Here is a 17,745-nt window from a genome sequence, read left to right as displayed (position 1 = left end):
GGATTTAGAGCGTGCTCGAAGTCAACGAACGCGGGATCAGCATCGCCGAAGCCGCCGAACGAACCGGCGTCAGCGCCCACACACTGCGGTACTACGAACGCGCCGGACTGGTCGTGACCACGGTCGACCGGACCGCCGGCGGGCGCCGGCGGTACCGCCAGCTCGACCTGGACTGGATCAAGATCTGCACCAAGTTCCGCGCCACCGGGATGCCGATCCGCACGATCCGCAAGTACGCCGAACTGGTCTCCGCGGGCCGCGGGAACGAGAAGGACCGCCTGGAACTCCTGGAGTCCCACCGCGCCGAGATCCTGACCCAACTGGCGGAACTCCAGGAAAGCCTCGAACTCATCGACCACAAGATCGACGTCTACCGAGGCCGCCTGGAAGCCGGCGACGCCGACCAGCTCTGGGCTCCCCGCGCCTGAAGAGCGTTGAGCCTCTTGGTGAGGAACCTGCGTTCGGTTTCATTGGCGGTCAGCCGGACTGCTTGCCGATACGCCTCGGCGGCCTCGGTGGTGCGACCCATCCGGATCAGGACGTCCGCCCGGGTCGCCGGCAGATAGGCGTACGCCGCCAGCGCGGGCTCGTCGGCCAGCGCGTCCAGCTCGGTCAGCACCGCGGTGAGGTCGGCCCCGGGGACCAGGCTGTGCGCCGCAGCCCGGTTGAGCGCCACGATCGGCGTCGGCCAGCTCACCAGCATCGCGTCGTACATCCGCACCAGCTGCTGCCAGTCCGTCTGCTCCCAGCTCGGCGCGGTCATGTGCAGCCCGGCAACCGCGGCCTGCAACGCGAATCGGCCGTGCCCGCGCTGCAACGCGGACGTGGCCCGCGACACCCCCTCGGCCATCAGCTGCGGGTCCCACCGCGACCGGTCCTGATCCGCCAGCAACACCAGCTCGCCGTCGGCGCTCACCCGGGCGTCCCCGCGGGCCTCGGTCATCAACAGCAATCCGAGCAACGCCTGCGGCTCCGGCTCGTCCGGCATCAACCGCACCAGTAGCCGCGCCAGTTCGACCGCCCGCCCGGTCAGGTCGGTCCGGGTCAGCTCCGGCCCCGCCGCCACGTGCCCGGCCGTGTACACCAGATGTACGACGGTCAGCACGACGTCCAGCCGGGCCGGCAACTCCCGGTCCGCCGGGATCCGGTACGGGATGCCCGCCGCGGCGATCTTCTTCTTGGCCCGCGTGATCCGCGCGGCCGCCGTCGCCTCGCCGATCAGCAGCACCGCCGCGACCTCGCGCGTCGTCAGCCCGCAGATCAGCCGCAACGTCAACGCCACCTGCGAGTCCCGCGCGAGCGCCGGGTGGCAGCACGTGAACACCAGCCGCAACGGGTCCGTCGGCTGCTGCGTATCACCGGTGTCGCCCAGCTCCTCCACCAGGAGCGGCAGCTTGCGCCGCAGGTTCGTCTCGCGCCGCAACCGATCCAGCGCGAGCCGCCGAGCGACAGTGGTCAGCCAGCCACCCGGGTTCCCCGGGATCCCGTCCGGCCAGGTCCGCAATGCCTGCACGAACGCGTCCTGCGTGCAGTCCTCGGCCAGGTCCAGGTCACGGGTCAGCCGCACGACCGACGCGAGCACCGTCGACCAGCACTCCCGGTGCGCCCGATCGAGCACCCGGGTCACCTCGACCGCCTCGCTCATCCTGCTCCCCCACTTCCGACGGGTACGCCGGCACCTCCGGCCGCCGGCGTACCCGATGCTGCCGGCACGGTCAGGCCGGCGGCGCGGCCTCGTCGGAGGTGCTCATCACCGGACGCACCTCGACGTTGCCGGACGGACAGAGCTTCGCCAGCTCGAGCGCCTGGTCGAGATCGCGGGCCTCGATGAGGTAGAAACCTCCGAGCGCCTCCTTCGTCTCGATGAACGGCCCGTCGGTGACCATCGGCTCCGCGCCCTCCCGCTGCTTCACCGTGCTCGCGGTGCTCGACCGCTCCAGCGCCTCCCCGCCGAGCACCCGCGCCCCGGCCTTCTCGACCGCCGCCGCGAACTCCCCGTGCAACTTCATCGCCTGGTCCCACTCCGCGCGGGTCAGGTCGTCGTACCAGTCCTCGCTGTCGTAGAGCAGAAACATGTACTGCGCCATCTCAGGCTCCCTCGTCTAAAGCTGTCTTGGACATCTTCCTGACGATCGGTGCGACACGGAATCGACAACGCCGCAGGAGAATCTTTATTACCGTGAAGTACATGGAGCACTACGACGTCCTGATCGTCGGCGCGGGTCTGTCCGGGATCGGAGCGGCGTACCGGATCCAGACCCGCTGCCCGGACCGCACGTACGCCGTCCTCGAGGCCCGGGAGGCACTCGGCGGCACCTGGGACCTGTTCCGGTATCCGGGGGTGCGGTCGGACTCGGACATGTTCACGCTCGGGTTCCCGTTCCGCCCGTGGAAGGCGGCGAAGGCGATCGCCGACGGGCCGTCGATCCTGTCGTACCTGCAGGAGACGGCGGCGGCGTACGGGATCGACAAACACATCCGGTACGGCGCCCGCGTCGGCAGCGCGTCATGGTCCTCGGCGGACGCCCGGTGGACCGTGCACACCGATGACACGACGTACACCTGCTCGTTCCTCTACGTGTGCAGCGGGTATTACGACTACGACGCGGGGCATGTGGTCGACTTCGAGGGGCAGGACTCGTTCCGGGGGCGGGTCGTGCACCCGCAGCACTGGCCGGCAGACCTCGACTACACGGGTCAGCGAGTGGTCGTGATCGGCAGCGGCGCGACCGCGGTCACGCTGGTACCGGCGATGGCCGGTACGGCGAAACACGCGACGATGCTGCAGCGCTCGCCGAGCTACGTGGCGTCCCGTCCTGCCGTCGACGGGCTGTCCGACCGGATCCGCGCCGTACTGCCGGAGAACCTCGCACACCGGGTGATCCGCGGCAAGAATGTTGCGCTGAGCACCTTGTTCTACAAGGCTTTCCGTCGATGGCCGGCGCATGCGGCGTGGCTGCTGAACACCGGCGTGGCCCGGCAGTTGCCGCCGTCGATCCCGGTCGATCCGCACTTCACGCCGCTGTACAAACCGTGGGACCAACGGCTCTGCCTGGTCCCGGACGCCGATCTCTTCAAGGCGCTGCGGGACGGGTCGGCGTCGGTGGTGACGGACGAGATCGAGCGGTTCACGCCGACCGGGCTGCGGTTGCGGTCCGGCGCCGAACTGGAGGCCGAGCTGGTGGTCACCGCGACCGGCCTCCGCATGGTTGCGCTCGGCAACATCGAGCTCGCCGTGGACGGGCGACGGGTGACGCCGCACGACACGTTCGTCTACAAGGGCATGATGCTCAGCGGCGTCCCGAACCTCGCCTGGTGCATCGGCTACACCAACAACTCGTGGACTCTCCGCTCGGACCTGACGTCGCAGTACGTGTGCCGGCTCCTCAACCACCTGACCCGCACCGGGACCCGCGTCTGCCGCGCAGACGTGCCGCCGTCCTGGTTCGACGAACCCGCTCGCCCGGTCGTCGACCTCGACTCCGGCTACATCCGCCGCGCCGCCGCCATCCTCCCCCGCCAAGGCTCCTGGGGACCCTGGATCCTCCGCCAGAACTACCCCCGCGACCTGGTCCGCCTCCGCTTCGGCGCCCTCGAGGACGGCGTGATGCGCTTCAGCTGACCCGGCCCGCACCCCTCCGTCCGGCCCGGGCCTGCTCCCGGCAATTCCAGTGATTCACCTCCACTGGTGCCCCGTGCCTTCGAGGGCGAACGGACCGGGCGCCTGGTGAACCCCCTGAAACGCCGGCAACAGGCCGTGAGGCGGGCGGGGTCAGGAGACGGGGACCGGGGGTTGCGGGCCTACGTACGCTGCGGCCGGGCGGATGATCTTGGCGTCCAGGGACTGTTCGAGGATGTTGGCGGACCAGCCGATGATCCGGCTGACGGCGAACGTCGGAGTGAACATCGCGCGCGGGATCCCGCACAGCTCCATCACCACGCCGGCGTAGAACTCGACGTTCGCGTACAGGTTGCGGCCCGGTTTGAGCTCCGCGAGGACGTCGACGATCCGCTGCTCGACGGTGGTCGCGAAGTCGACCAGGTCGCCGCCGATGCCCCGGGCGATGTCGCGCAGCATCAGCGAGCGCGGGTCCTCGGTGCGGTACACCGCGTGCCCGAAGCCCATGATCCGGTCGCCGGCCGACACCTTCGCGCGGACCCAGGCGTCGATGCGGTCCGGCGTACCGATCTCGTCGAGGCTCGCCAGCGCGCGGTCCGGCGCCCCGCCGTGCAGCGGGCCCGAGAAGGCGCCGATCGCGCCGGCGACGGCCGAGACCACATCCGCGCCGGTGGAGGCGATCACGCGGGCGGTGAACGTGGACGCGTTGAACCCATGGTCGACGGTCGACACCAGATAGTGCTCGATCGCGGCCGCGTGGACGGCGGTCGGCTCCTCGCCGGTGACCAGGTACAGCCAGTTCTCGGCGGCGGTGAGGTCGGCGCGCGGCTCCAGCGGTTGCTGTCCCTCGCGGAGCCGGTGGAGCGCGGCGAGGATCGTCGGCGTCACCGCGCAGACGAGCATCGCGTCGGCCTTGCGACGGGCCGGGTCCACGTCCCAGAGCGGAGGCAGCGCGCGGACCGCCGCGAGCAGCGACAGCGCCGTACGGAGGCCGGCGAGGGGGTTGAACGCCGGGCCGGCGGCGGCGATGGCCGGGAGTACGGCGCGGACCTCGTCGGGGAGGACACGCAACGGGGCGAGCTCGGCCACGAACCGGGCACGCTCGTCGCCGGTCGGGAGATGGCCCTCGAACATCAGGTACCAGACGTCTTCGAGCGTCTTGGACTTGGCGAGATCGATCGCCGAGTACTGCCGGTAGTGGTAGAACCCCTCGTCACCACGGACGTCACCGAGGGTCGTCTCGGTGACGACGACGTTGCGTAGACCGGGCGGAACAGTGATCGTTGTTGACATATCTTCAGAGTTGACAGGCAATCAACTATTGTCAATATTGATCCAGTCAACATGAATGCTGCGAGGAGCGCGAATGCCGGCCGAAGGTGACGAGAATTACCTGACCACCGCCGAGGTCGCGCGCCGCCTCCAGGTCAAACCCGCGACCATCTACGCCTATGTCAGCCGGGGCCTCCTCACCAGCACCCGAGCCCGCGGCCGGCGCGGCAGCCTCTTCGCCGCCGACGAGGTGGAACGCCTGGCCGCACGTTCGATCGAGCACTCCGGCGTCGTGGAACGCATCGAGTCCCAACTGACCCTGATCCAGGACGACGAGCTCTACTACCGAGGTCACCCCGTCCGCACCCTCGCCACCACCGCCACAGTCGACCAGGTAGCCACCCTCCTCTGGACCAACCAACCCCCGCCGAGCGCAGACGCCGCCGGTGGGGCGGCGGGGGCGGGTGCTGGCGGTGGTTCGGTGGGAGGGGGTGGGGAGGTGGGGGGTGGTGGGGTGTTTGCGGTTGAGCGGCAGGGGGTGGAGTTGGCTCGGCGCGGGATGGGGGTGGTGCCCGACGGGGCTCGGTTGACGGATCGGGTGCGGGTGGCGGTGGCGGTGCTGGGGGCGGCTGATCCGTTGCGGTTCGACCTGGCGCCGGAGGCCGTGACGGCTGCGGCGGGGCGGTTGATCGGGACGGTGGTGGCAGCGCTCCCCGGCATGACGGCGTACGGCGCGAAGACGCTGGGCGCGCGACTCTGGCCGAAGTTGTCCGACGACGAGCCGCGGCCCGAGCTCCTCGACGCCGCCCTCGTCCTGCTCGCCGATCACGGCCTGGCGGTCTCCACCGTCGCGGCCCGCGTCGCCGCCAGCGCCCGCGCGAACCTGTACGCCGTCATCTCCGCGGGCCTCGGCGCACTCGACGGGCAGTACCACGGCGCCGCACCGACCCTCGCGTACGAATTCCTCGACCGCGCGAAACACGACCCGCTGAAGGCGTTGTCGGACCAGTTACGCTCGGGCAAATCGATCCCTGGCTTCGGCCACAAGATCTACCAGCACCACGACCCGCGCGCCGAAGTGCTGCTGGACCTTCTCGGCGACCACCCGATCGTCGGCACCGTCCGGGCGATCGCCGAGCGCACCCCGCTGTTCCCGAACAGCGACCTGGCGATCGCCGCGATGATGCACGCGTACGACTTCCGTCCCGACGCCGGCGACGCGTTGTTCGCGATCGCCCGGATGATCGGCTGGACCGCCCACGCCCTCGAGGAGTACGCCGCCCCCGCTCTCCGCTTCCGCGCGATGGGCATCTACACCGGCCAGACCACCTGACCCACGCAACGGCAGCGCAGCGGGGACAGCCGGCCACTTGGTGGGCTGCCCCGAAGGACAGCCCACCTGCCCGAACTACTTGCTCGTCAGCTTGATCAGCGTCGCGGCACCCGGTGCGAGCGAGACCTGCACCGGGCCGACGGCCTGCGGCACGTACTTCTGCCGCGCCGCCTGGAACACCCCGACCGACCCGACCGTCTGCTGGTTCACCGCAACGACCGCCTTTGCGCGACTGCTGTGCGAGCGGTTCGCGACCAGCAGCCAGCGATCGGTCGACGCGGCGTCCCGCGACCGGAACGTACCGACCACCACGGCGTCCCCGGTGACGCCCGACACCAGGTTCGTCGGCGTGAACCCGACCGCGCCGTTCGGCAGCGGCGTTTCGTTGGCGTGCTCAACGGTCTCGGACACCAGCGGCTTCAGCTCCCGCCCGGCCGGATGCAGCCAACCGGTGTTGATCTCCTGCGCCGCGTAGTACCGCGAGGTCCGCTCGCCGTCCACGGTGATCAGCGCTGGTCCGAACCCTTCGCCCCGGGCGGCCTCCGGTGTCCAGTAGGTGAAGTACTGGATGCCCTTCGCGCCGTACGCGAGGCTGATGTTCACCTGCCAGAGCAGCTCTGCCGCGGTCGGTTCGCGATGGTTGTTGTAGGCAAGCGTCTGGATGAACACCCAGGCCGGGATGTCACCGTGCAGCGCCGCATCCCGGACGATCGCCCAGTTGTGGAAGTAGTTCGCGTCCTCTCGGCCCTCGGACAGCAGCGGGTACCGGTCGAACGAGACCAGCGACGGCTGCACCACGTCGACGAAGTTCCGGTAGTACGCCGGGTCGTCGGACGGGAGCAGGTTGACGTACGGCAGCAGCTGCGGCGCGAGCTCACGGGAGATCGCCAAGGCCTTCGCCAGCGTCGCGAACCACCCGGCGCCCGGCTCGTCGTAGAAGTTGAAGCCGGCGAGGGAGGAATACGGGCCGTACGCGTCGCGGGCGCGGGTGTAGAGCGCCCGTGCCTCGGCGGGTGTCACGCTGAGGAAGTCCGCGGGGTTGTCGGAGATCGAGAACCAGCGGGACATGTTCCGGATCTGGATGTCGTCCGAGATCAGCATCGACAGGCCGGCGTCGCGGGCCAGGCCGAGCTGGTACTGGAAGATGTTGCCGTCGCCGGCGTAGTTGCCGGAGATCAGGAAGTCGAACCCGGCACCCTTGATCTCGGCGAACCGCGCCGCCGTGCTCGCGTACGGATGCGGCGGCCAGAACAATCCGATCGGGAAGTCCGGCCCGCCGGTGAGCGGCAGGGTGTCCGGCGACGGAACGGCAGCATCGAGCGCCGCACCACCCGCGGCCGCACCGCCGGCGGATGCGGTGCCGGCGGATGCGGTGGCGGCTGCTGCGGTGAGGGCGGTCGCGCCGGCGCCGAGTAGCAGGCTGCGGCGGCTGGGACCGAGGATCTGGTGCGGGCTCTCCATGGCTCTCCTCCGGAAGGCGGTCGAACGAAAGAACGGTCGAGCAGATGCAGATCGAGCGCGACGTCTGCGCCGGGGCGCGAAGTGCGGGTCTGGGGTCGGGTCAGGGGCGGTGGCGGTGGGTGGCTACTGCGTCGGCGGTGGCGTCGAAGGCCTGTTCGGCCAGGGGGTAGTCGCGTTGGGCGACGCCGAGGTACAGCGCGTCCAGGACGAGCATCTGGGCGTGCCTCCCGGCCAGTCCCCCGGTCCGGAGCGTCACGTCGCGGGCGGCGGTGACCAGGACGATGTCCGCGACCTCCGCGAGCGGCGAGCGCGGATAGTTGGTGACGGCCACGGTCGTCGCGCCCTGCCGGCCGGATCCGGTCAGCGGTTCGATGACTTCCAGCGTCTCGCCGCTGTGCGAGATCCCGACCGCGACATCACCCGCACCAAGCAAGGCGGAACTCGCCAACGCCGTGTGGACGTCGCTCCAGGTACTGGCGGCCCGCCCGATCCGATGCAGCCGCAACCGCAGATCCTCGGCCACCGCCGCGGACCCGGCCACCGCGTACAGATCGATCCGCCGCGCATCCGAGATCGCCGCCGCGGCCCGCCCGAGCGCGCCGACGTCGAGCGCCGCCACGGTGTCCTCGAGCGCGCGTGTGTCCGTACGCAGTAGCGTCCGCAGTACGTCGTCCAGCGAATCGTCGGGCCCGACCTCGGACCCGGTACCGCGTTCCCAGCTGAGACTGGTCCGACCACTCTCGGCCGCGAGCGTCAGCCGCAGTTCGGCGTACCCGGACAGGCCGAGGGCCAGGCAGAACCGCGTCACGCTCGGCAGCGACGTACCGCAACGCTCCGCGAGCTGCCCGATCGTCGACGAGGCCACCGCCGCCGGGTCCCGCAGGACCTCGGCCGCGATCCGCGCCTGCGCCGGGCTGAGCACCGGCAGCAGGCCGTGGATGCGCGCCTCCAGACTCGGCGGCGGCGACTCGACAGCACTCATGTAAAGAATTCTCAGAGCACCTCGACAACATTTACAAGAATTCACACTGACCGATTCCGGCCATCACATCAGACCGGTCGTCGACCGGCTGTCAGCCCGCCGTCATCCGCCGGATGGTGAACTGGTCGGACCAGCCACCGGCGAGCAGTACGTCGATCCGGCCGCTGAGCACGTACGTGCCGTCCGGCGTGACCGCTGCCGTCGTCGGCCCGGCGACCGGCCACGGCTCGACCGAGCGGACCCGCGCCGTACGGAAGTTGTCCGTACTGCTCAGCACCGTTGCCCGCTCGACGCCCGGAGCGCCGAGCTTGTTCGTGATCGCGATCAGCCTGCCGTTCTTCGTGAGAGCCAAGCCATCTCCGCCGACCAGTGCACTGGTCAGACCAGTGACACTGAGTTCACCTCGCGGGGAGATCCGATAGAGGGTGCCGGTGTCGTAGCGGACGGTCAGCACGTAGCCCGACGGCAGCCAGACGATGCCGTTGGCGCCGATCGTGTCGCTGCGCAGTCGCTCGTCGCGCACCAGCACCGATGCGACGCCGGACGGGGTGACCTTGTAGATCGCGTCGGACGCCGGGTCGGTGACGTACGCGTTGCCGACGGCATCGATCGCGAGGTCGTTGACGCCGTGGCGGCCGCCGGCCGGGTTCAGTCGCGGCGTGTTCAGGTCGACGCGACGTTCGAGCCGGCCGGTGCGCAGGCTGTAGATCGCGATCCCGGATTGCTTGTAGGTGGTGGATTCCGAGGAACGCTCGCCGTTGCCGATGTCGGCGTACGTGACGAGCAACCGGTTGCGGACGGCATCGACATGCAGCCCGAACGTGGACACACCCGGCGCGACGCCGAACGGACGCGGTACGCCGTCCCGCCCGACCAGCGAGATCCGCCCGGTGGCCAGCGACCCGACCAGGAACATCCGCCGCGTCGGATCCCAGGCGACGCCCTCCGGATACCTGTCCGCCGTCCGCCCGTCGAGCTGCACCGGCAGGCAGCCGGCCGCGGATCCGGAAGCCGTCGCAGTAATGGGAAGTGAGGTAGCCAGCGCCAGTAACGCCGCCCCCAGCACACGAAACCTCATAAGAACCTCTCTCGAGAGACTGGATACGAACACAGAGACTAATCAGAGCTCTGATAGTCGTCAATGCATATATCACCGCCGCCGTTCGTACGATGGTTCCTATGCGGATGTCCTTCGACGAGCGGCTCGGTAGTCACCTCAAGCGGGTTGAGCAGGAACTACAGGCAGCCAAGTCGGCCGCAGTGAAGCCCGCAGGCCTCACCGTCCCGCAGTACGCGGCCCTCTTCGTCATGGACGAGCAGCCCGGCATCTCAGCCGCCGAACTGGCCCGCCGATGCCTGGTCACGCCGCAGACGATGACCACGATCCTGCGCAACCTCGAAGCGGCCGGCCTGATCGAGCGCACGCCGCACCCGCTGCACAAGCACGTCATCGAGACCCGCCCGACCGCGGCCGGGCGGAAGGCGCTCGATCAGGCGGACCAGCGGGCCGCCGGCGTCGAGCGCCGGCTGGCCGCCGCGTTCACAGCGGAGGAGGCGGAAACCCTCCGCTCCCTCCTCGCCAGGGTGTCAGAGTCCCTGACCACGGATCCGATCCTGAAGGACCTTTAGAACAGCGCCGCCATCAACCGGCGGCGCGCCTTCACGACGCGCTCGTCGTCCGCGCCGACGACGTCGAACAGCTCCAGCAGGTGCAGTCGTACGGCGTTGCGCTCGTCGCCGGCGGTCGCCTGGACGGTGGAGATGAGCCGCGCGAACGCGTCGTCGACGTGCCCGCCCATCAGGTCCACGTCCGCGACCAGCAGTTGCGCCTCGACATCGGCCGGGTTGTCCGCGGCCCGCGTCCGTACGTCGGCCGGCACGTCCTGGGTGCGCTTGACCAGCTGCACCCGGGCCAGCCCGGACTTCGCCTCGGCGTCGTTCGGCGTCTCCTTGAGCAGCTCCTCGTACGCCGCGATCGCGCCGTCGAGGTCACCCGCGGCGACCGCGTTGTCGGCCTTCTCGTACCGCGGGTTCGGCGCGTCCTCCTCGGCGGCCTCGGCCACCGGGCCGACCGGCTCCGCGCGGCCGGTGATCCCGTTCGCGACCGCGACGGTCAGCAACTGGTCGAGGTACTGCCGGACCTCCGGCTCACCCAGCACGCCCTGGAACAGCGGGACCGGCTGACCCCGCAGGATCGCGATCACCACCGGCACGGCCTGGACGCCGAACGCCTGCGCCACCTGGGGGTTCGCGTCGACGTCGATCCGGGCCAGCAGGAACTTCCCGGCGTACTCGGTCGACAGCTTGATCAGGACGTCGCCCAGGCCGCCCTGTGCCCGCGGCGACCACAGCTCGACCACGACCGGGGCCTGCAGCGAGCGCTCGATCACGTCGGCCTGGAAGTTCGCCTCGGTGACCTCGAGCACATAGGCGCCGCCGCCTGCGGCACTGCCGGCGCCTGGAGCGCCACCGGCGGCCGGTGCACCACCGGCCGGCTTGCGGAGGGACGACAGGTCGACCGCCCCGGGACGGGAGAAGTTGGACTGGCTCACCGCTGTCCTCGCATTCCGTGCAGACTCCGCATGTTCACAAACCTATCCTCTACGACGCCGTGGTCCTGCGTTGCGCCCGGGTCGCCATCAGCAGCCGGGCCAGGCCGGCGCGCGTACCGACGACCGCCAGCCGGTCACCCAGCTGCACCGGACTCGTTTCCACCGGCTGCCAGTCCCACGGGCCCTGCAGTGCCTGCCGGGCGAGCACCCGCAGGCCACCGGCCTCGTTGAGCTGACCCAGGCTCCGGCCTTCGGCGACCGAGCCGGCCTCGACGACCACCTCGGTCAGCAGCAAAACCCGGCGCCCGGCGGGTACCAGCACCTGCCGCCGCTTGTCGCCGACCGCGGCCGCGACCGCCGGCGCCACCAGCATCGACACCGACCGGCTGTTGCCCAGCCCCAGGTGCCGCTCCACCCGGTCCGCCAGGTCGTGGTCGAACATCCGCAGCGTGATCCGGGCGTCCGGGTTGAGGCCCTGGGCAACCATCGCCGACTCCAGGTTGGTGATGTCGCCGTCGGTGATCGCGAGCATCGCCTGACAGTGCTGTACGCCGGCCAGCCGCAGCGTCTCCTCGTTGCTGCTGTCCCCCACCACCACCGGGATCTTCAGCCGGTGCGCGACCTGTACGCCCGGCGCGTCGTCGTCCTGGTCGACGCCGATCACCGCGACACCCCGGTCGACCAGGATCTCCAGCACGCGGGCGCCGACCGTACCGAGACCGCAGACCACGACGTGGTTCCGCGGCCGGCCGCGGACGCCGCCGATGATCCGCGACAGCCGGGCGCCGATCAGCGAGTCGACCACGACCGCGGTCAGCAGCGCCATCAGCACGATCCCGGTCAGCTGCACGACGACCGCACTGACCTTCACCCACGGCTGCGCGTCGTTGAACCGGTCGTCGTCGATCCCGGCCGTGGTGACCACACCGGCCGCGAGGTACAGCGCCCGCCACCATTCGATCCCGCCGAAGAAGTGCACGATCGCCGTACCGGTCGCGATCAGCAACGCCATCAGCGCCGCGATCTTCCGGACCCGGCTGTCCAGCACGTCACGGACCGCCTTCGCCCAGCCGGCCGGGCGCACCCGGCGGCCGTACCAGACCGGGCGGATGCCGGTCCCGAGCACGATGTCGACCTTCCGCTCGTCGTCCGGCCCGGCCGGCACCGCGGACAGCGAGCGCGGCCGGTCGGGGTCCACGCCGGGCAACGGCAGCAGGACCGGCGTCGCCGACGACGTCGCGTCCGCGAGTACGGTCAGGTGCGGCTCGCGGATCAGGTCCGCCTCGCCGACGACCACCATCCGGCCGCCGAGCTCCATCCAGGTCAGCTCGTCGTCGTCCAGCGCGTCCGACACGAACGCGGGCGCGGCCAGCGACGGCCCGTTGATCACCACGCAGTCGCCGAGCAGGCTGTTGAGCTGGCTGCCGAGCCGCGGGTTCACCATCTGCATGATGATCCGCAGCTCGCGATCCATGTCCCGGGCGGTCAGCGCGGTGTGCACGTTGTGGACGTCGTCGGTGTCGAGCAGCACCAGCGCGCGGGCGGTGGACGGCGTACCGTCGTCCACCCCGTCGATACCGGCCTGGCGGAGCAAGGACTCGGTGATCACCGGCGCGTTGATCACCTTCGCGCCCAGCTCGCCGATCCGGTCGCGGTGCCGCGAGGCCGGGTTGACCAGCGCGATCACGCGCTCGCCCGAGCTCACCAGCTCGGTGACCACCCGGACCATCGTCCGGCTCGAACCGCAGACCACCACCGGCCGCTCGCCGATCGCGCCGCCCTCGGCGGGGCGGTCGGCCGGCGGTTCCTCAGAATCGGGCGGGCTCTCGGTACTCTCCCCACTGTTCCCGAAGAACGTGACAGATTTCCCCCATCGTGGCCTCCGCACGCACTGCCTCCAGCATGGGCTCGATCAGGTTGCCAGTGCCGCTGGCCGCCTCCACCAGAGCCGACAGCGTACGCCGTACCCGGTCCTCGTCGCGGTGGGACTTGCGCTCCGCGAGCACCCGGCACTGTTCGACCTCGACCTCGTGCGAGACCCGGAGGATCTCGAGCTCGCCGGACACCGTGTCGGTGAGCGTGTTCACCCCGACGATCTTCTTCTCGCCCTTCTCGAGCTTCTGCTGGTACTCGAAGGCGGCGTCGGCGATCTCGGCCATGAACCAGCCGTCCTCGATCCCCCGCAGGATCCCGCCGGTCATCGTCTCGTCCGGGCTCATTTCCTTGATCCGGGCGAAGATCTGCTCGGCCTCGGCCTCGATGGCGTCGGTGAGCGCCTCGACGTACCAGGAACCGCCGAGCGGATCGGCGACGTTCGTGACGCCGACCTCCTCCATCAGCACCGACTGCGTGCGGAGTGCGATCTCGGCGGATTCCTCGGTCGGCAGCGCGAGGGTCTCGTCGAGTGCGTTGGTGTGCAGCGAGTTCGTCCCGCCCAGGACGGCGGCGAGCGCCTCGACGGCCGTCCGTACGACGTTGTTCGTCGGCTGCTGCGCGGTCAGCGAGACGCCCGCGGTCTGGGTGTGGAACCGCAGCCACTGCGCCTTGTCGGTCTTCGCCCCGTACACGTCCCGCAGCCAGCGCGCCCAGATCCGGCGGGCGGCACGGAACTTCGCGATCTCCTCGAAGAAGTCCAGGTGGCTGTCGAAGAAGAACGACAGACCCGGCGCGAACACGTCGACGTCGAGGCCCCTGCTGAGCCCGAGTTCGACGTACCCGAAGCCGTCGGCGAGCGTGTACGCGAGCTCCTGCGCGGCCGTCGATCCGGCCTCGCGGATGTGGTACCCGGACACGCTCAGCGGCTTGTACGCCGGGATGCCGGTCGCGCAGTACTCCATCAGGTCGCCGATCAGCCGCAGGTGCGGCTCCGGCGGGAACAGCCACTCCTTCTGGGCGATGTACTCCTTGAAGATGTCGGTCTGCAGCGTGCCGTTGAGCTTGGAGACGTCCGCGCCCTGGCGCTCGGCGGCGACCAGGTACATGCAGAACGCCGGAACCGCCGGACCGGAGATCGTCATCGAGGTGGTGACGTCCTGCAGCGGGATGTCCTTGAACAGCCGGTCCATGTCGGCGGCCGAGTCGATCGCCACGCCGCAGTGCCCGACCTCTCCGAGCGACTTCGGGTCGTCGGAGTCGCGGCCCATCAGCGTCGGCATGTCGAACGCCACCGAGAGGCCGCCGCCACCGCCGTTCAGGATCATCCGGTAGCGCTCGTTGGTCTGCTCGGCGTTGCCGAAGCCGGCGAACTGGCGGATCGTCCAGGTCCGGCCGCGGTACCCGGTCGCGTACAGCCCGCGCGTGAACGGGAACTCCCCCGGCCAGCCGATCCGCTCCATCCGCGGGTCGTCGACGCCCTCGGGCGGCCCGTAGACCGGGGCGACCTCGGTGCCGGAGAGCGTGGTGAAGTCCGCCTCCCGCTTGCGCGCGGCGTCGTACCGCTGCTGCCACCGGTCACGCCCGGCCGCGATCTGCTCGGCATCCATCAGTCAGACCTCCCTAGGGACTGGTCCCAAAATACTAGGACGTCCAACTATTTCCAATCGCGACCGCGTCACATCGCGCGGAGGCAGCTCAGAAGTCGCCGGCGTTGTGCCGGAGCGGCTCGAGCACGGACCAGAGCATCTTCAGCTGCTCGTCGGTGAGGCCGCGGAGCGCGAAGTCGGCGGCGACCAGGTCGGCCGTGGCGCGTTCGACCAGGTCGCGGCCCTCGGGAGTGATCTCGCAGAGAACCGCACGGCCGTCGTCCGGGTGCGGCGTCCGGGTCACCAGCCCGGCCGCCTCCAGCCGGCGCACGATCGACGTCACGGAGGTGGGGTGCACCTGCAGCCGCTCCCCCATCTTGCCCAGCGGCAGCGACCCGCGGCGCGAGAACGTCAGCAGCACCAGTGCCTCAAACCGCGCGAACGTCAGACCGTGCTTGCGGAGGATCTCGTCGAGCTCATTGATCACGATCTGCTGCGCCCGCATCAGCGACGTGACCGCGCGCATCTGCTCGACGGCACCCCAGCGCCGCCCCCACTGCCGCGACGCCTCGTCGATCGGATCGAACGGCAACGCCCGCTTCCTCGCCATGTGCGGAACCTTAGCCTCCGGAAAATGTCGTCGGGGTCTGGCACTGTGCCGGTATGAGATATCTGGATCGCCTGCGGAGCGAGAGTGCGCGGCTGGGGGACGTGGCGCGGACCGGGCTGGGTGCGGCCGTGCCCAGTTGTCCCGGGTGGACGGTCGACGACGTGGTGCGGCACGTCGCGCAGGTGTACGTGCACAAGGTCGAGGTGCTGAGGCACGGCGAGCTCCCCGATCCGTGGCCGCCGGACTTCTCCGGGCTGGACTCCCTGAAGTGGTACGACGAGGCGCGGCACGCGGTCGTCGACGCGCTGGCGGAGGCCGGCACCGATCGGCCGACCTGGACGTTCAACCCGCGGGACAGCACCTCCGCGTTCTGGCACCGGCGGATGGTGCACGAGACTGTGATCCACCGGATCGACGTCGAGCAGGCGCACGACGCGGTCTCGCCGATCGATCCGGAGATCGCCCTCGACGGGATCGACGAGGTGCTCTACCCGACCGTCGGCGGCCCGTGGTGGGAGGAGGGCGACACCGAGTTCCCGGTGGACGCCACGATCCGGCTGACCGCGGGCGGCCGGTCCTGGACGGTGGCCGTCGACGCGACGAGTGTCGACGTACGGCAAGGGGCCGAAGGGTTCGCGGCGGCCGAGGTGGGCGGTGATCCGGCTGCGGTCTACCTGTGGCTGTGGGGGCGGGCCGGCGAGGACGCGATCGAGCTCGCCGGGGATCCGGACGTCGTCCGGGCGTTCCGCGGAAGAATTTCTGAGGCGTCGCAATGACGATGTCCTCTCCGGGCACTGCCGTTCGTTCCCTTCACAACAGCACAGAAGGAGGACTCCGATGGCGCAGTACCTTGCACTGACCTACACGGCGGACGTCGACTGGTGGGCACCCGAGCAGGCCGAGGAGCTGGCCGAGTACCGGCGGTTCGGTGTGGAGTACGCCGACCGGGTCAAGGCGAGCGCGGTCCTGCATCCGACCGCGACGGCGACCGTCGTCCGGGTTGAGGGCGCCCGTGGCGGGCCGGTCGTCACCACGGACGGGCCGTACGCCGAGACCAAAGAGGCACTCACCGGGTACTACCTGATCGAGGCGGACGACCTCGAGGATGCGGTCCGGATCGCGGCCGAGATCCCGGCGGCGTGGGGCGGTGCGGTCGAGGTGCGGCCGGTGATCGTGGCGAAGTAGAAGCTGGACGGGTGTGGACGAGCTGTACGAGGTTGTTGCCGAGACAGTCCGGATCGAAGGGACGCGGATTCTCGCGACCCTGATCCGGACGCTCGGTGACGTGCAGTTGGCCGAGGACGCCGTACAGGAGGCGGCGCTGGCAGCGCTCGGCGCCTGGCCGGTGACCGGCGTACCGCCGGAGCCCCGCGCGTGGCTGACCGTGACCGCCCGGCGAAAGGCGATCGACATCATCCGCCGCGAACGTGCCCGCGGCCCGAAGGAACGCGACGGCCAAGTCCTGATCGCACTTCGGGACATCGCGCTGGAGGACGCGTCCGGCGAGGTGACCGAGGACGTGGTGGAGGACGATCTGCTGCGGTTGATCTTCACCTGCTGCCATCCGGCGTTGTCACCACCGACCCGCGTCGCGCTGGCACTCCGGACGCTCTGCGGTCTCACGCCCGCGCAGATCGCCGCCGTTCTGCTGACCACCGAGGTCGCGGCGACGAAGCGACTGGTGCGGGCGCGGCAGAAGATCGCCGCGGCGCGGATCCCCTACCGCGTGCCGTCCGACGCCGAGCTGCCCGAGCGGCTGCCGGCCGTCTGCGCGGTCGTCCACAGCCTCTACACCGCGGGACACGCCCCAGCTGAGGGCGAGGCGGCGTACGACGTGGATCTGTGTACGGAGGCGATCCGGCTGGCGGAGCTGCTGCACTCGTTGCTGCGCGATCAGCCGACGCCGACCGCCGTACTGGCGTTGCTCCTGCTCACGGAGGCGCGCCGCCCGGCCCGGGTCGACGACGGGCAGGTGGTGACGCTGGACCTGCAGAACCGTTCGCGGTGGGACCAGGCGTTGATCGCGCGCGGCATCGGGCTGCTCAACGAGTCACTGGAGCGCTCCGAGCGGCAGGCGGACGCGTACCAGCTCCAGGCCGCGATCGCCGCCGAGCACGCGCGCGTCCCCAGCTACAACGCGACCGACTGGCACGAGATCGTCCGGTTGTACGACCTGCTCGTCGCCGTCTCGCCCAGCCCGGCGGCCGAGCTCGCCCGCGTCGTGGCGATCGCCGAAACCGGCGACCTCGACACCGCGTTCGCACTCCTCGACGGGATCCCGCCCAGCTCACGGCAGCACGCCGTACGCGGCGAACTCCTCGCCCGCCGAGCGCAGTACGCCGAAGCGGCCGACGAAATGCAGGCCGCCGTCGACACAGCTCCACCGACGCACCCGGAACGAGCCCACCGCGAACGCCGCCGCGACTACTTCCGCGGGCTTATGCCCTAGGGCGTG

General features: G+C 70.2%; 17 protein-coding genes. 7 read left to right on the top strand and 10 right to left on the bottom strand.

What is annotated here, in order from left to right; translation table 11 throughout:
* The first annotated feature begins 11 nt into the window (after positions 1-11).
* Positions 12-428, top strand: coding sequence for a MerR family transcriptional regulator (locus AB0M51_RS08890; protein WP_344188332.1), 417 nt, complete (start codon positions 12-14; stop codon positions 426-428).
* Here AB0M51_RS08890 and AB0M51_RS08885 read toward each other — a convergent pair.
* Positions 371-1,645, bottom strand: coding sequence for a sigma-70 family RNA polymerase sigma factor (locus tag AB0M51_RS08885; protein ID WP_344188333.1), 1,275 nt, complete (start codon positions 1,643-1,645; stop codon positions 371-373). The genes AB0M51_RS08890 and AB0M51_RS08885 overlap by 58 nt on opposite strands.
* 70 nt (positions 1,646-1,715) lie before the next feature.
* Positions 1,716-2,087, bottom strand: coding sequence for a YciI family protein (locus AB0M51_RS08880; protein WP_344188334.1), 372 nt, complete (start codon positions 2,085-2,087; stop codon positions 1,716-1,718).
* Between the two features lie 101 nt (positions 2,088-2,188).
* On the opposite strand from AB0M51_RS08880, the gene AB0M51_RS08875 reads away from it, so the two are divergent.
* On the top strand, positions 2,189-3,622 hold the full coding sequence (locus AB0M51_RS08875; RefSeq protein ID WP_344188335.1) for an NAD(P)/FAD-dependent oxidoreductase: 1,434 nt from the start codon (positions 2,189-2,191) through the stop codon (positions 3,620-3,622).
* 150 nt (positions 3,623-3,772) lie between these two features.
* Here AB0M51_RS08875 and AB0M51_RS08870 read toward each other — a convergent pair whose 3' ends face one another.
* Entirely contained in the window at positions 3,773-4,912 is a 1,140-nt protein-coding gene (locus tag AB0M51_RS08870; protein WP_344188336.1) for a citrate/2-methylcitrate synthase, read from the bottom strand.
* Positions 4,913-4,985: 73 nt separating this feature from the next.
* Here AB0M51_RS08870 and AB0M51_RS08865 point away from each other — a divergent pair, with 73 nt between their 5' ends.
* Complete coding sequence (locus AB0M51_RS08865; protein ID WP_344188337.1) at positions 4,986-6,224, top strand: citrate/2-methylcitrate synthase; 1,239 nt, start codon at positions 4,986-4,988, stop codon at positions 6,222-6,224.
* 75 nt (positions 6,225-6,299) lie between these two features.
* Here AB0M51_RS08865 and AB0M51_RS08860 read toward each other — a convergent pair whose 3' ends face one another.
* The 3 genes from AB0M51_RS08860 to AB0M51_RS08850 form a co-directional block, all read right to left on the bottom strand.
* Positions 6,300-7,685 carry a hypothetical protein gene (locus tag AB0M51_RS08860; protein WP_344188338.1) on the bottom strand — a complete coding sequence of 462 codons (1,386 nt, stop codon included), beginning with the start codon at positions 7,683-7,685 and terminating at the stop codon, positions 6,300-6,302.
* Between the two features lie 100 nt (positions 7,686-7,785).
* Positions 7,786-8,667, bottom strand: a complete 882-nt coding sequence (locus AB0M51_RS08855) for a MurR/RpiR family transcriptional regulator (RefSeq protein WP_344188339.1) — start codon at positions 8,665-8,667, stop codon at positions 7,786-7,788.
* A 91-nt stretch (positions 8,668-8,758) separates the two neighbouring features.
* Positions 8,759-9,745 (bottom strand): hypothetical protein, encoded by a 987-nt coding sequence (locus AB0M51_RS08850; protein ID WP_344188340.1) that lies wholly within the window; start codon positions 9,743-9,745, stop codon positions 8,759-8,761.
* A 101-nt stretch (positions 9,746-9,846) separates the two neighbouring features.
* On the opposite strand from AB0M51_RS08850, the gene AB0M51_RS08845 reads away from it, so the two are divergent.
* Positions 9,847-10,296, top strand: a complete 450-nt coding sequence (locus AB0M51_RS08845) for a MarR family transcriptional regulator (protein ID WP_363748692.1) — start codon at positions 9,847-9,849, stop codon at positions 10,294-10,296.
* Here AB0M51_RS08845 and AB0M51_RS08840 read toward each other — a convergent pair.
* The 4 genes from AB0M51_RS08840 to AB0M51_RS08825 form a co-directional block, all read right to left on the bottom strand.
* On the bottom strand, positions 10,293-11,219 hold the full coding sequence (locus AB0M51_RS08840; RefSeq protein ID WP_344188342.1) for a tetratricopeptide repeat protein: 927 nt from the start codon (positions 11,217-11,219) through the stop codon (positions 10,293-10,295). The genes AB0M51_RS08845 and AB0M51_RS08840 overlap by 4 nt on opposite strands.
* Positions 11,220-11,268: 49 nt before the next feature.
* Positions 11,269-13,107 carry an NAD-binding protein gene (locus tag AB0M51_RS08835; protein WP_344188343.1) on the bottom strand — a complete coding sequence of 613 codons (1,839 nt, stop codon included), beginning with the start codon at positions 13,105-13,107 and terminating at the stop codon, positions 11,269-11,271.
* Complete coding sequence (locus AB0M51_RS08830; RefSeq protein ID WP_344188344.1) at positions 13,028-14,701, bottom strand: methylmalonyl-CoA mutase family protein; 1,674 nt, start codon at positions 14,699-14,701, stop codon at positions 13,028-13,030. The genes AB0M51_RS08835 and AB0M51_RS08830 overlap by 80 nt, the downstream gene beginning before the upstream one ends.
* A gap of 88 nt (positions 14,702-14,789) precedes the next feature.
* Positions 14,790-15,290 carry a MarR family transcriptional regulator gene (locus tag AB0M51_RS08825; protein ID WP_344188345.1) on the bottom strand — a complete coding sequence of 167 codons (501 nt, stop codon included), beginning with the start codon at positions 15,288-15,290 and terminating at the stop codon, positions 14,790-14,792.
* Positions 15,291-15,343: 53 nt separating this feature from the next.
* Between AB0M51_RS08825 and AB0M51_RS08820 the strand changes: the two genes are divergently transcribed.
* The 3 genes from AB0M51_RS08820 (at position 15,344) to AB0M51_RS08810 (ending at position 17,739) form a co-directional block, all read left to right on the top strand.
* Positions 15,344-16,066, top strand: coding sequence for a maleylpyruvate isomerase family mycothiol-dependent enzyme (locus tag AB0M51_RS08820; RefSeq protein ID WP_344188346.1), 723 nt, complete (start codon positions 15,344-15,346; stop codon positions 16,064-16,066).
* A 61-nt stretch (positions 16,067-16,127) separates the two neighbouring features.
* Positions 16,128-16,475, top strand: coding sequence for a YciI family protein (locus AB0M51_RS08815; RefSeq protein WP_344188347.1), 348 nt, complete (start codon positions 16,128-16,130; stop codon positions 16,473-16,475).
* Between the two features lie 13 nt (positions 16,476-16,488).
* On the top strand, positions 16,489-17,739 hold the full coding sequence (locus AB0M51_RS08810; RefSeq protein ID WP_344188348.1) for a DUF6596 domain-containing protein: 1,251 nt from the start codon (positions 16,489-16,491) through the stop codon (positions 17,737-17,739).
* Positions 17,740-17,745 lie beyond the last annotated feature (6 nt).

The organism is Kribbella sp. NPDC051137 (assembly GCF_040682535.1).
In the GTDB taxonomy this organism is placed as follows: domain Bacteria; phylum Actinomycetota; class Actinomycetes; order Propionibacteriales; family Kribbellaceae; genus Kribbella; species Kribbella karoonensis.
This window is presented reverse-complemented; position numbering and strand designations above follow the sequence as displayed.

Coding starts and splice junctions, on each gene's coding strand:
- AB0M51_RS08820 (WP_344188346.1), top strand. CDS start 15,344: ATGAGATATCTGGATCGCCTGCGGAGCGAGAGTGCGCGGCTGGGGGAC.
- AB0M51_RS08860 (WP_344188338.1), bottom strand. CDS start 7,685: ATGGAGAGCCCGCACCAGATCCTCGGTCCCAGCCGCCGCAGCCTGCTA.
- AB0M51_RS08865 (WP_344188337.1), top strand. CDS start 4,986: ATGCCGGCCGAAGGTGACGAGAATTACCTGACCACCGCCGAGGTCGCG.
- AB0M51_RS08885 (WP_344188333.1), bottom strand. CDS start 1,645: ATGAGCGAGGCGGTCGAGGTGACCCGGGTGCTCGATCGGGCGCACCGG.
- AB0M51_RS08815 (WP_344188347.1), top strand. CDS start 16,128: ATGGCGCAGTACCTTGCACTGACCTACACGGCGGACGTCGACTGGTGG.
- AB0M51_RS08870 (WP_344188336.1), bottom strand. CDS start 4,912: ATGTCAACAACGATCACTGTTCCGCCCGGTCTACGCAACGTCGTCGTC.
- AB0M51_RS08855 (WP_344188339.1), bottom strand. CDS start 8,667: ATGAGTGCTGTCGAGTCGCCGCCGCCGAGTCTGGAGGCGCGCATCCAC.
- AB0M51_RS08880 (WP_344188334.1), bottom strand. CDS start 2,087: ATGGCGCAGTACATGTTTCTGCTCTACGACAGCGAGGACTGGTACGAC.
- AB0M51_RS08850 (WP_344188340.1), bottom strand. CDS start 9,745: ATGAGGTTTCGTGTGCTGGGGGCGGCGTTACTGGCGCTGGCTACCTCA.
- AB0M51_RS08830 (WP_344188344.1), bottom strand. CDS start 14,701: ATGGATGCCGAGCAGATCGCGGCCGGGCGTGACCGGTGGCAGCAGCGG.
- AB0M51_RS08845 (WP_363748692.1), top strand. CDS start 9,847: ATGCGGATGTCCTTCGACGAGCGGCTCGGTAGTCACCTCAAGCGGGTT.
- AB0M51_RS08875 (WP_344188335.1), top strand. CDS start 2,189: ATGGAGCACTACGACGTCCTGATCGTCGGCGCGGGTCTGTCCGGGATC.
- AB0M51_RS08825 (WP_344188345.1), bottom strand. CDS start 15,290: ATGGCGAGGAAGCGGGCGTTGCCGTTCGATCCGATCGACGAGGCGTCG.